The organism is Methylomonas methanica (genome assembly GCF_001644035.1).
Taxonomy (GTDB): Bacteria; Pseudomonadota; Gammaproteobacteria; order Methylococcales; family Methylomonadaceae; genus Methylomonas; species Methylomonas methanica_A.
Window position 1 is genome coordinate 68,974 of record NZ_LUUG01000071.1, and the last position, 12,850, is coordinate 81,823.

The 12,850-nt window shown below is 44.9% G+C and carries 9 protein-coding genes; 4 read left to right on the forward strand and 5 right to left on the reverse strand.

Annotated elements, in window-relative coordinates; genetic code table 11:
• The first annotated feature begins 116 nt into the window (after nucleotides 1-116).
• Complete coding sequence (gltA, locus tag A1332_RS11830; protein WP_064008690.1) at nucleotides 117-1,412, forward strand: citrate synthase; 1,296 nt, start codon at nucleotides 117-119, stop codon at nucleotides 1,410-1,412.
• 170 nt (nucleotides 1,413-1,582) lie between these two features.
• On the opposite strand, the gene A1332_RS11835 is transcribed toward gltA, so the two are convergent.
• Together A1332_RS11835 and A1332_RS11840 are read right to left on the reverse strand one after the other, a co-directional pair.
• Nucleotides 1,583-2,362 carry a WecB/TagA/CpsF family glycosyltransferase gene (locus tag A1332_RS11835; protein WP_064008691.1) on the reverse strand — a complete coding sequence of 260 codons (780 nt, stop codon included), beginning with the start codon at nucleotides 2,360-2,362 and terminating at the stop codon, nucleotides 1,583-1,585.
• Nucleotides 2,363-2,795: 433 nt separating this feature from the next.
• Nucleotides 2,796-3,416: a hypothetical protein gene (locus A1332_RS11840; RefSeq protein ID WP_064008692.1), complete on the reverse strand. Its 621-nt coding sequence runs from the start codon at nucleotides 3,414-3,416 to the stop codon at nucleotides 2,796-2,798.
• Nucleotides 3,417-3,749: 333 nt separating this feature from the next.
• On the opposite strand from A1332_RS11840, the gene A1332_RS25305 reads away from it, so the two are divergent.
• The 3 genes from A1332_RS25305 to A1332_RS11850 all read left to right on the forward strand — a co-directional run bounded on the left by A1332_RS25305 (nucleotide 3,750) and on the right by A1332_RS11850 (nucleotide 9,227).
• Complete coding sequence (locus tag A1332_RS25305; RefSeq protein ID WP_157204002.1) at nucleotides 3,750-3,920, forward strand: hypothetical protein; 171 nt, start codon at nucleotides 3,750-3,752, stop codon at nucleotides 3,918-3,920.
• 814 nt (nucleotides 3,921-4,734) lie between these two features.
• Complete coding sequence (locus tag A1332_RS11845; RefSeq protein ID WP_064008693.1) at nucleotides 4,735-6,843, forward strand: right-handed parallel beta-helix repeat-containing protein; 2,109 nt, start codon at nucleotides 4,735-4,737, stop codon at nucleotides 6,841-6,843.
• A 302-nt stretch (nucleotides 6,844-7,145) separates the two neighbouring features.
• Nucleotides 7,146-9,227, forward strand: coding sequence for a right-handed parallel beta-helix repeat-containing protein (locus tag A1332_RS11850; RefSeq protein ID WP_082879662.1), 2,082 nt, complete (start codon nucleotides 7,146-7,148; stop codon nucleotides 9,225-9,227).
• A 63-nt stretch (nucleotides 9,228-9,290) separates the two neighbouring features.
• On the opposite strand, the gene A1332_RS11855 is transcribed toward A1332_RS11850, so the two are convergent.
• The 3 genes from A1332_RS11855 to A1332_RS11865 form a co-directional block, all read right to left on the reverse strand.
• Nucleotides 9,291-10,448, reverse strand: a complete 1,158-nt coding sequence (locus tag A1332_RS11855) for a glycosyltransferase (protein ID WP_064008695.1) — start codon at nucleotides 10,446-10,448, stop codon at nucleotides 9,291-9,293.
• A 125-nt stretch (nucleotides 10,449-10,573) separates the two neighbouring features.
• The gene (locus A1332_RS11860; protein WP_064008696.1) at nucleotides 10,574-11,704 is read right to left on the reverse strand and encodes a glycosyltransferase family 4 protein; all 1,131 of its coding nucleotides are present in this window, start codon (nucleotides 11,702-11,704) and stop codon (nucleotides 10,574-10,576) included.
• Between the two features lie 14 nt (nucleotides 11,705-11,718).
• Nucleotides 11,719-12,819 carry a glycosyltransferase family 4 protein gene (locus A1332_RS11865; protein WP_064008697.1) on the reverse strand — a complete coding sequence of 367 codons (1,101 nt, stop codon included), beginning with the start codon at nucleotides 12,817-12,819 and terminating at the stop codon, nucleotides 11,719-11,721.
• Nucleotides 12,820-12,850 lie beyond the last annotated feature (31 nt).

A 12,850-nucleotide genomic window follows, 5' to 3' on the forward strand; every position in this document is an offset into this window, starting at 1 on the left:
AATCTCTATTTTTATTAATTCGTAAACAATCCTGATCTAAAGCTGTGTTTATTCGCTATTTGCAATAGAATACAAACCATCCCCTTTTCAACAGCTAGCTCTCCGGAGAATTTGACATGACTGATAAAAAAGTGACGTTAAAACAGGATGACCAAGACCGCGTTATCGAATTACCGGTCACGCCAGGCACCATGGGCCCGTCCGTCATCGATATTCGTTCCTTGTACGCGCAGACCGGCCATTTTACTTACGACCCCGGCTTTACCTCCACCGCCAGCTGCACTTCAAAAATCACCTTTATCGACGGTGACGCCGGCGTGCTGTTGTATCGGGGCTATCCCATCGAACAACTGGCGGAAAAATGCGATTTTCTGGAAGTCTGTTATCTACTGCTGAACGGCGACCTGCCCAACGGCTCGGAAATGAAAGGCTTCGTCACCACTATCAGCCAGCATGTCATGGTACACGAACAGCTGATTAAATTTTACAGCGGATTCCGCCGCGACGCGCATCCGATGGCGGTATTGGTGGGTGTAGTCGGCGCCTTGTCGGCGTTCTATCACGAAGTAATGGACATCACCTGCAAGGAAGACCGTTATATCTCGGCCATTCGCCTGATCGCGAAAATGCCGACCATGGTGGCGATGTGCTACAAATACAGTATCGGCATGCCGTTTATCTACCCCAAACGCAAGTTGGGCTATGCGGAAAACTTCATGCGCATGATGCACGGCGACGCCGGCGAAGACTATCTGGCCAACCCGGTTTTGGTTAGAGCGCTGGATAGAATCCTGATCCTGCACGCCGACCACGAACAAAACGCTTCCACTTCAACCGTAAGACTGGCCGGCTCCAGCGGCGCCAACCCTTATGCTTGCGTAGCGGCCGGTATCGCCTGCCTGTGGGGCGCGGCACACGGCGGCGCCAATGAAGCGGTGTTGAACATGCTGGAAGAAATCGGCGATGTGTCGAAAATTGGTGAGTATGTCGCCAGAGCCAAGGACAAAAACGATCCGTTCCGTTTAATGGGGTTTGGTCACCGGGTTTATAAAAACTACGATCCGCGCGCTAAACTGATGCGGCAAACCTGCCACGAAGTGCTGGACGAATTGAATCTGAACGACGACCGCCTGTTCAAACTGGCGATGGAATTGGAGCGCATTGCCCTGGAAGATCCTTACTTCGTCGAGAAAAAACTCTACCCCAACGTTGATTTTTATTCCGGCATCGTTTTAAGAGCGCTGGGCATCCCGACCGAAATGTTCACCGCCATCTTCGCGCTGGCCCGCTCGGTAGGCTGGATCGCCCAATGGGACGAAATGATCTCCGATCCTGAATTGAAAATCGGCCGTCCGCGCCAGTTATATAAAGGTGTGACGACTAGGGATGTAAAATCGATTTCTAATCGGTGATGTGGTAAATGCTAATCTACCCCCTCTCCTGATGGAGAGGGCTGGGGTGAGGAGAATCCAATTAGGAAACACCTATTTGATTCCCCCTCATCCTAACCTTCTCCTTTATACCCTGCGGGTGCTGAGGGAGAAGGAATCAACAGCATTCTCGCCGATACTAAAAAGCATTTTCAAGAAGTAACCGCCGACCGCTTCAACAACCTAATCCGCCAAAAATCCCAGGCAAAACGCATCAAAAACACCGGATTGGTGGAAAAATAGCGCTTAATCAAGCGCCTATCCTTGGCCATTCTGTAGCACCATTCCAAACCGCTTTTCTGCATCCACAGCGGTGCCCGCTTGATGTGTCCCGAGTGAAAATCAAAAGCAGCACCCACGCCCAATTGCACCGGTACATGCACTCTATCCAGATGCGCCGCAATCCATTTCTCCTGCTTGGGCGCGCCTAAGCCGACCCATAGAAAATCCGGTTTGGCGGCGTTAATCAAATCGACCAATTGCTGATCTTCCTCGTCGGACAGAGGCCGAAACGGCGGAGAATGCCAGCCCACAAGCTCGGCTTGCGGATAGCGCTTGCGAATGTTGGTAACCAAGTCTGCCAAGACCTCATCTTTACCGCCCAGAAAAAAATGCCGCCAGCCCAGTTGCTGACCATGATCCAGGCATTTCAACATCAAATCCGGACCGCAAACCCGCGTCTTAATCTCCGCTTGATGCACCAGCTTGGCATACCAGACCAAAGGCAGGCCATCCATGGTAGATAAGGCTTTGTTGGAAATATCGCGCAACTCGCTATCGGTTAGACAGGCCACGGTGGTATGCACGTTGGCAATACAGACCTGATGGGATTGGCCGGTGGCTATCCAATCCTGAAAAAGTTGTAACGTAAGTTCGTAATCCAGAATAGGGAAGCGTATTCCGAAAATATCTACTGACTTGATTGACTGCATTCCGTGCTCCATCGGGCGGTTAATTGAAAATTGATGCTTTTAACTTTGTCACCCTAGCATCGCTATATTTGCCCCCGGAGTCAATTCAAAGCAGTCCAATTCGACTAAATCAAAGCGATATCAACAGGGCAACGCTGGGAGTAGTTGCCGAGAGGGTTGCTACGCTCACTCCCTATCCCCCGGGCAATGCCGTTAAGTCAAGGTGCTTCCCCCTTTGAAAAAGTACCCGCAGGGCATGAAGGGGATCGAGGGGGATTTATTCAGAAAATCTCCCCTGCCCCCTCTTTTTCAAAGAGGGGAAATAACAAGACTAAAGCTTAACGACAGTCCCTCCGTATCCACCCTCTCCTCCCACGAGGAGAGGGCCTTTTAAAAGCCGTCTATAAGTTTGAGGAACGCTGCCATGGTTCAAACTACCCAAAAACCAACGCGGTCAAGGCGCGCAATTGACCACCAACTCGTCACTATATTGACCAACCTCGGCGTCTTTTAAGATATAAACCGCTGTATAGCGGCGCAATTCCGGCTTGCCGGCAACCAGTAAAGGTCGGTTATCGACATAAGGCGGTATCGTATCCCTTGCCAAAAATACAAACTCCGACTCACCCTCGCGCTGACAATAGATATTGATACCGTCGCTCTTAGATTTAACAAAATTCAGCACCACCACACCACCCGTCTGATCTACCCCGGTCAAGACCGGCTTGGCTTCGGAAAGCTTGGTCGTATCTTCCGAGCCGATGATACCGAGCAAATTACCCAAAGCATCGGAATAAGCCGGATGCGCCTTGATTCGCCTGACTAAAGCTCTCACTCGGCTTTCGATATTATTGCGACTGGCAGTTTTAGCCGCCGTGGCATGCCTTGCTGCCGCTGAAGCGGCATTTACTTCGCCAATCTTGGTATGTAACTCCTGATTATCGCTATCGACACTGGCAATATCCTCGGCGGATAAACCAAATTCAGCCTGACGCGCGGCGAGATTGACCTTAAAACGATCATGCCAAATCAATAAATCGCTATCTGGATGTGGAAAGTAATCGGATTTAGCCATTTTGAATTCTCCTTATTGTTACTAGAGGGAACCTCAAAAAAATCTCCCTTCTCCCTCCGTACCCGCAGGGCATAAAGGAGTAGGTTGGGACGAGGCAAATAAAATCAATAAGTTATATTCTTTACCCAAGCCTTCTTCAGGAGGGAGAGAGGATTTATAGAGGTTTCCAAAATACAATACCGCACAGTTATCGGCGCGGCAGACTCCACCGCAGAACCAACCGAATTAGACGGCAAAACCCTAACGGCTTAATTAATTCTATATACATTTTAAGAAGCTCTACAAGCCTTTGCTGGCGCGGCTAAATGTCGCGTCCGCACCCACGACTAGCTCATGGTTACCGACAAACCAATTGGCGGCAGCCATAGAAGACTCATCGGCACCGACAAAACACCTGGCGGTACCCACAAAAGGCTCAGCGGCGCCGACAAAGTTCTTGGCGGTAACTCCAGACGCTTCGTCGGTACCGACCAAGCGCCCGGCTTTGCCAATCAAGGCCTGTAGCGTGCCTACGAGCTATTTATGAATGATCACAAATCGTCCAGAACAGCGCATGAAGCAGGCTTAGGCACACCATTAAGATTTAATTAAAATAAAAAAATGGCTTGGTTATCAAGCCATTATGTTTTAGGCTGTACCTAGCCTCCAATATCATCCGCTTATAATTCGACACACTTGGCCAGGCTGGAACAGTTAGCTTGATGCACGCATCAACAACACCACTCTCGCCAAACCTGACGAATTTACTCATTGGTGGCACATAGCTATAGGGAACCTTTAAAAATTAAAAAATCTCCTTCTCCCTCCGGGAGAAGGTTGGGATGAGGGAACTAAATATGAAATATGATCATCCCTCACCCTCTCCTTTATGCCCTGCGGTTACGTAGGAAAAGGGATTTTTAGAGGCTGCCGATATAAGCTTGGATGGGCCCATAAAAAGCCATTATCGAGATATGCAATCGAGATAGGCTGTTACCAACACTTTTCAACAGCATGTCAGAACGGTGCGCTTTAGTTCAGATGCTAGCCCAGCGCACCAATTTGGCTCGTCAAAATTTATTACACCCTGACTGCGGTTGAAAAAGCGGTATTCGTGAGGTTACGTATTTCGTTATTGAAAAGAGCTGCTAGTATTGATTCCGTGTTGGCGATGCAGACTGAATGGACTAGCCCGCAGTTGACCCAATTCTGAAACAATTCCAAAGTATCTTCGTAACCAAGGACCGGAACACTACCCCTCAAATATTAACTGAATTAGCTGACTGTATTCCGTGGTCTGTCAGGCTATTGGAGCATGAGTTAATAAAAGGAGAAAATTATGTTTATTAAACTTGTCATTACCCTAACCTTTGCAACGTTCTGCTCGGCAGCGGCGGCAAAGGATTTCTACGTATCACCCTCGGGCAGCGACAAGCTGAATGGCCTGTCCCCCAGCGTCAATTTCTGGACCAAAACCGGCCCTTTCAAAACCCTAACTCGCGCTCGCAACGCTATTCGGCAATTAAAAGCAGCTGGTAAATTTAATGAAGCGATTACGGTCTATGTCGGCAAGGGAACTTACCAACTCCAATCTTCGCTGGACTTTGATGACAAAGACGCCGGTGAACCGGGCAAGGAAATTATATGGGCCGGGGAAAAAGGTGCCAGCATCATTTCTGGAGGTATCGTTCTTAAAAACTGCCAACCAATTAGCGGCACTAATCCACACCAAATTCTAAGCTGTCCTCTAAGCGCCGAGATCGCCACCAATATAAAAGGTGAAGTCAATGAACGTATTTCTGGTAATGCCCCAGCCTTTGAGCTCTTTATAGACGGGCATAGAATGCACCTAGCTCGTTGGCCCGATTACGATTGGGCACATATCAAATTGCCTCTAAATCTCAAAACTCAATTCAGCGTAGTTGAAAAAATCCCACCACTTTCTGGCGACTTAAGTAACGCCCAAATTCATACCTATGCAGGCAATGACACTTTCGACGAGTACATCGGTATATTGAATATCGATCAGAGCAACAACAAAATTATTTTATCTAGCGAAACTCATGATAATTTGGCAAGTGGCCGACGTTTTTACTTGCAGAATGTCGAAACAGCATTGGATGCTCCCGAAGAATGGTTTTTCGATAAAACCAATAACCAAATTTTACTCATAGCTCCGATTGGAACAAAACCAAACAACATTGTTATTTCATCTTCAACTAACCTTTTGAGAGTCAAAGACCTTAGTGATATTAGATTAAGTAACTTAACTTTCCAGCACAGCACCAGCAATGCTATCAATATAAATAGGTCCAGCACATTGATACTGGATAACCTTGATATAAACAATGTAGCAGGCCAGGCAATACGCTGTCTAACATGCACTAATGTCACGATTCATAACAGCAATATTCATGATACAGGCCAAGGTGGCATTTTAATGCTAGGTGGGGACAGACCAACTTTGGAGCCTTCTGGCAATATTATCAGCAATAATATCATACTAAACTATGATTCTATATTATTCAACAATTCTCCCGCCGTATCCATTAGAGGCACGGCTTCTACCGTTTCTCATAATCTAATACAAAATGGCAATGGTAACGCAATTATTCTCAATGGAAACGACCATCTGATTGAAAAAAATGATATTTCTAAGATATGCCAGCAATCCAGCGATTGCGGTGCAATCTATTCAGGTAGAGATTGGACATATCGAGGAAACATCATTCGTTATAATAGCATTCATGATTTCTCTGGCTATCAGTTATATAACGCCACTTTCAATATATCAAAAAATATTATTCAATATGTAAAAGATGGAGCGCGTGGCATTTATCTGGACGATGGAGTCAGCGGCTTCACTGTATATGGCAATATTTTAGAAAATGCCGGCCAGATGAGCATTCAGATAGGTGGCGGACGTGATAACCGTATTGAAAATAACATTATTAAAACCAACAAATACTCAATTCTAACCGATTATCGCAGCCAACATTATAATTGGTCTATAAATAGACAATCTTTGACGTCCATGCCAATTAGCGATACCGTCTGGCAAGCTAAATACCCTGAGCTGAGATTGCCTATGCACAATGACAAGTGGCCAGAAGGCAATACCATACGGCAGAACATCATAATCTCTACCGCTTCTAACGGTCAATCCATACGTTATTGGATGCCTAAGCAAACAAATAACATAAGTAATAATCTGGTGTGGCGAGAAAACGGCGACATTAGAGTAGATTACAATATTTTGGATACCGGCGCAGAGAAAGGAGGGAGCCTCTGGGAAGACTGGCTAAGCCAAGGAATTGAAAAGAACAGCCTGTTTGCCAATCCCTGTTTAACCATAACAGGCAATTCGATTAGTATTTCCTGTGCCAATTCCCCTATATATCAGATTGGCTTTAAACCTATACCTACGGATATCGGCCCTGTCGATTAAATTAAGAAATTTAACCTTGTGACGATTCCCTTAAGCGCTTTAACAAGCGCTTTTGTGGAATTATCATATGTGATATTTAATAGATTTTAATTAATTTCTACCCCCCCGCTTATTGGCACGACATATCTTTTCCTCCAATCATGCATACAACCATTACATAATAAAAACCATTCGACTATTTTTATCAACCCACCGGACATCGACTTAACACCAACAAGCCCCATAAATATAAATAATATTTTTATGGCCTCAGAAAATATAATACCTCATACTTACCCATCACTTTATCGAGTAATCTCATAATGATAAATAAATCATTTTCTATTATTGCATTGATATGTTTTTCAACCACTTCAATGGCTCTCGACTACTATGTTGCCCCATCAGGAAATGATCAATCTAGTGGATTATCTCTAGACGCAACTTCAACTTCCGGCCCTTTTCAGACTCTTTATCGCGCACAACAAGCCATTAGAGATTTGAAAAAAAATGGCCAGTTTAATGAATCGGTGACAGTCCATATTCAACCCGGCACATATACGTTACAAAGAATATTAGAGTTTGATATACGTGACTCTGGCTTTGCTGACCGCGAAATTCGTTGGCAGGGCGAAAATGGAGCCGTAGAGATAAGCGGCGGTATAACTTTACAAACTTGCACTGAGGGTGAAAATAAAATCTGGAATTGCCCTACTGCTAACTTAGCTTTAGATGATATTAAGTACTCTGATACAAACCGGAAAAAGGGCAGCATTCCAGGTTTTGAGTTGTTTGTAAACCAACACAGACTGCAACTTGCTCGTTGGCCAGACTCTGGCTGGGCACATATCAAAATACCTATGGATGAGAAAACAAAATTCAGTAGTTTCGAGCAACTCCCCCTCCTACAAAATGAAGTTAGTCGAGCCCAGATACATATCTTTGCCAGCAATGACTGGTATGATCAATATTTACCAGTATTAGCAATTGATCAAAATAGCAACCAGATAACCTTGTCGGCCGAAACTACCTTTCCATTAGCCAGTGGCCGACGATTTTACCTACAAAACATCCTATCGGAATTAAACAGTAGTGGCGAATGGTTTTATGACAAACCAAAAGCAAGAATATTATTCATCCCACCCGACAAAGTTATTCCTGAAAATATTATAGTCTCTTCATTACAAAAACTTGTATCGCTTAAGGCGGCAAAAAATATTAGCTTTCATAACCTAATATTTCGGCACAGCACGGAAACTGCCATCAGCATATCTAACTCAAGTGACATAACTCTTAACAAACTTGAAGTTAATAATGTCGGTGCTAGAGCAATAGAAGCTGTAGACAGCAACAATATTATTATTGCCAACAGCCAAATCTACGAAACCGGTGAAGGAGGTATTCTATTAACAGGTGGAAACAGAAATACCTTACAATCATCCAATAACCTAGCAATTAATAACCACATTCATCATTTCGGCACCACTATTTTGACTTACTCTCCGGCAATTCGACTGGGAGGTGTAGGTGGCAGCGCGAAACATAATATGGTCGAATATGCGGCAGGTACCGGCATCATTCTTGACGGCAACGACCATTTACTCGAAAAAAATGAAGTAAGTCATGTCTGCGATCAGTCATCCGATTGCGGCGCCATTTACATGGGCAAAGATTGGACTCAACGTGGCAATATCATCCGTAATAACAGTATTCATAATATCTTTGGCTACGGACTGGAAAGCGTCGATCTCTCAAAAAATTTTTTCAAATATTCTGCGCATGGCGCCAGAGGTGTTTATCTGGATGATGCCATCAGCGGCTTTACTATAATGGGCAATATTTTCAATAATGCTGGTGAAATGGCGATCCAATTAGGGGGTGGCCGCGATAATAATATTGAAAACAATCTATTCAATACCGAACAATATGCAATATTGGTTGATAATCGCTGGCCGTCTTACAATTGGGAAGAAAACAAAAAACGCTTAAAAGCGGTGCCTTACCAAAGTCAGATTTGGCGGAACAAATACCCGGAACTCGCACAACCAATGGCTCACGAAAACTGGCCCGAAGGCAATAAAATTAGACGTAATGTAATCATCTCCAATAAACTTGGAGGGACAACCCTGAGGTATTGGCTACCAGAACAAAGCAACACACTGTCCGACAATCTCGCATGGAATACTACAGGGCAATTCAATGTCGATTACGATGTACTTGACCGCTTGAAAAAGCGAGCAGGCGCTCCTTGGCAGGAGTGGGTTGGTGAAGGTATAGAGCACGGCAGTCTCAATGTTGACCCATGCGTCACAATCACTGGAAACAGAGCTACATTTTGCGCACAATCACCAGTCAAGCAAATTGGATTTCAGATGATCCCGTCAGATATTGGATTAATCAAATAGCGCGCCGATTTTAGACCAGACAACATAGCAAACTCCAATTACGTTAGATTGCTAAAATCTCTGCTAGGCCATTGCCGCCAGGTAAATGGCCTTCAACTGCTGATAATTGATCTCCGGTGTATACCTTTTTAAATAAGTCTCTCGAGCATTACTGCCCATCCGGATACATTCATCAGGATGATTCATTAACCACCGCGCCTTTTCTGCAAGTTCGTGCGCATTGCCGGGCTCAAACAGCAGTCCAGTTACACCATCCTCGATAATTTCCGCCATGCCGCCTAGCCTGGAAGCCAGCACCGGCAATCCGCGTGAGAACGCTTCTACTAATACCATCGGAAAACCTTCATACCATTCTGAAGGCATTACCAAAAATTTGGCTTGCCTCATTAGCGCATCAACATCTTCCGCAGACTGAAACCCCAAGTACTCGACTGAGTTTATCCCACTTAGTTGATTGGCAAGTTCCCCACTCCCAGCAATTTTTAACGGAACAGCCCCATTAAGTAGTCGCCAAGATTCAATCAGTGTATTAATACCCTTTTCAAGGCTAAGCCTCCCTACGAATAAGGCATATGACGGACCTTGAACTTCGCGGATGACGGCCTTGGATTCGGCGACAAAGTTAGGTTTAATGCTGATTTTATCTGCGGGAAAACCCGCCTCGATAAATTTTTCCCTGGCAAAGTTAGTCAGCGCGACAAAACGATCCACCTTATGCTGCCAGGTACCTTGTTTACGATGTTTATCTACCATATGCGCAACAACCAGGCTGCCTAATTTTGAGCCGCGATAACAACTATAAAGCACTGCCTGATATGGCGAACCGACCACACATTGTTCGCAAATCCCTCCATCACGCATAAGTAAAGCCCCTGGGCAAATCAAACGGTAGTTATGTAATGTTTGTACTACAGGAATGCCTTCGTCAATACAAGCGTCATAAATGGACGGGCTAAGTTGCGGAAAAAAATTATGAACATGAACCACATCAGGTTTAAAACTGCGTAATAAATCACGAACTTTCTCACGCCCGGTAACAGAATAATTGGTAGCCAAGGCTGTTTTGAATTTTCCCATCAAACTCAAGGGCAAATCCTTATTATCGACACTCCATAACATTACCTCGTGCCCTTGGTCGACCAGTAATTTAAGCTCAGCAGCAACAACACTATCTTCTCCGCCAGCGTGTTGATAATGGTTATGAACGCTCAAGATTTTCATTAAATATTCGAGATAAGCTACAAAAAGGGGGAAGCACTTTAATTGACAAGGTCATTACAAAAGAGTTAGACAAACAACTAGTAATCAAGCTTTGAATAGAGACGATTAATAGCAATGATTCTTCGCTAAATGCTCTCAAGAAAAGCTGTCAGCTTTTTTGCGGCGAAATCGCTAGCATATTCTTCGACAAACCGTTTTCTAGCTGCTGAACCAGTTACCAACATCCATTCCCGATTTCCCAGAGCCGTAGCAACTATTCGGGCGGCAGCATGAGCATCATTTAGCGGTAGGGCTAATCCTCCCACTTCATCACCCAATATTTCTAAAACACCGCCAACTGGAGCAGCAAAAACTGGACGCCCCCTCGCCATAGACTCGATCAATGTAATCGGTAAATTTTCAATCGTGGCAACATGAATGCATGCCCTATGTAATGCAATTTGTTGTGCGGCGTTATTAACAAATCCCACAAACCGAACCAAGTCATCAACTTTTAATGCACGCGCTTTTGCCTCCAACATCACTCTATCTGGGCCATCTCCCACTATTGTCAGTGTCAGAGGTTGTCCCATCTCTCGTAGTGCCGCAACAATATCCAAAAGGTATTGTTGATTCTTACGTGTTTCCAGGGTACCAATACTTATTAGATCGGCAACGGCGTCACTTTCATCAGGTAAGCCAGGGTCAGGCAAAAAATTGGGAACCACAGCAGAAGCCACTTTCTCAATATCGGGGATGCGATTAATAAGCTCACCCTTAATAAATTTGGAAACGAACACTAAGCCGTCGACTCGTGGTAAAACGCTCGACTCAAAACGTTGAATCGATCGATAAAGGTAGCCATCTTTCTCAATCAAGCCTTTGCCCACCCATTCGTCCGCTTGAGAAATATTAAAGTGGGTAACCATCGCCACACGCTGATTTTCAGATACTCTTGCACTCAGTGCAGCCTCAGCGGACAGCGGACATTGGGCATATATGACGCAATCCTTACCGGACTGCAAATATGATCGTAGGGCTTGCTTTAAGAAGTGCGCATGCCAATAGCGATACCACCACACACTGAACACCCCAATCAATAGTTTTCGTACCGCAAATACTGGGTAAACCTGCCAAAGAGCCGCATTGTATGGAGTAATTAATTCGCTAGGCTGATTTCTTAAATGCAGATAGTCCAAGTAAGCACGAAAATGCGTCTGCACCCCAGTGTCTCCCTCCGGCCGCATAATTGTGGCTATCACGATTGCTCTAGTCATAGTCAAATCAATCCTTAATGCTCATGATAAGCCTGCATTATTGCATCGGTAATACCTAGTGCCGAATTATCGAAGCTATATTCAGCGACTCTAAGCCGACAGTTTTCAGAAAAACGACCATACAAAGCTCGGTCGCTAAGCAAAGTTACTGCCGCCTCAGCCCATAGCTCTACATCCAACTCTCTGATAAAACCATTTTCGTTATCTGCAACCAATTCTCCTGCTACACCAGCATGCGGCGAGACTATCACAGGCAATCCAGAAGCACAGGCTTCGTTAGCAACCACACCCCAAGGATCCCATTCGGAAGGAAATAGAAATATCTTGGCATCGGCATACAGTTTGGGTAATTCCGTTTGAGTTGCATATCCCAAAAAATGACAATCAACGTATTCGGAAATATTGCCGGCATAGGCACGCATTTCAGCTTCCATATCTCCGCTACCCACAAAATCAATTGAAGTTTTGCGCCCCAGCCGTATCGCAGTTTCACGCGCCACTTGAAGAGCAAATATTGGACGCTTATGTGAGACAAATCTCCCACAATAAATAAAATCTTTAGGTGCTGTTGATAAAGGAATAGAAAAACGCTCGTTGTCCGCACATAAACACGATTTATAGATACGACTTTCGAGTACCCCGTACTGCCTGAACAAGGATCTGCTGCCATCACAAGCCCCAATAAATGCGCTACTAAACTTAAAAACAATACGGCGTACCAAACGATGTAACCAAGAAAGCGACAGCTCTGATTTAGCGGTGCCATCCGTCATGACTACATGGGGGACTCCGTGAGCAATAGCCCATGCAAAAGAAAACAAAAAGGTCGGAATATAACCTGTAGTTATTACGACATCAGGTCGTAATTGATTAAGCAAAGACCAGACCCCCGGGTCACAATGCATAAAGCGCCGCTCCATGGCTTGATAGCGGCCTGTCAAAAAATACGAGACAAAACCATAATCAGAAGTATCAAGAACGGTATCAATATGAGGAGGCGCACAAAAGATAAGCGAAAGACTTATCCCTTCTGCCTGAGCAACTTTACGCCATACGGGAACACGATAAGGCGCCGGCACATTCGTTACAATGACTGCATTTATGTCCGTTTTCATTAGTATTGTTCCATAAATAATTAAAGACTTT

What these genes read in the sequence shown, in the direction of transcription:
- A1332_RS11860 (WP_064008696.1), bottom strand. Translation starts at nt 11,704, where the DNA reads ATGACTAGAGCAATCGTGATAGCCACAATTATGCGGCCGGAGGGAGAC.
- A1332_RS25305 (WP_157204002.1), top strand. Translation starts at nt 3,750, where the DNA reads ATGGTTACCGACAAACCAATTGGCGGCAGCCATAGAAGACTCATCGGC.
- gltA (WP_064008690.1), top strand. Translation starts at nt 117, where the DNA reads ATGACTGATAAAAAAGTGACGTTAAAACAGGATGACCAAGACCGCGTT.
- A1332_RS11845 (WP_064008693.1), top strand. Translation starts at nt 4,735, where the DNA reads ATGTTTATTAAACTTGTCATTACCCTAACCTTTGCAACGTTCTGCTCG.
- A1332_RS11855 (WP_064008695.1), bottom strand. Translation starts at nt 10,448, where the DNA reads ATGAAAATCTTGAGCGTTCATAACCATTATCAACACGCTGGCGGAGAA.
- A1332_RS11850 (WP_082879662.1), top strand. Translation starts at nt 7,146, where the DNA reads ATGATAAATAAATCATTTTCTATTATTGCATTGATATGTTTTTCAACC.
- A1332_RS11835 (WP_064008691.1), bottom strand. Translation starts at nt 2,362, where the DNA reads ATGCAGTCAATCAAGTCAGTAGATATTTTCGGAATACGCTTCCCTATT.
- A1332_RS11840 (WP_064008692.1), bottom strand. Translation starts at nt 3,416, where the DNA reads ATGGCTAAATCCGATTACTTTCCACATCCAGATAGCGATTTATTGATT.
- A1332_RS11865 (WP_064008697.1), bottom strand. Translation starts at nt 12,819, where the DNA reads ATGAAAACGGACATAAATGCAGTCATTGTAACGAATGTGCCGGCGCCT.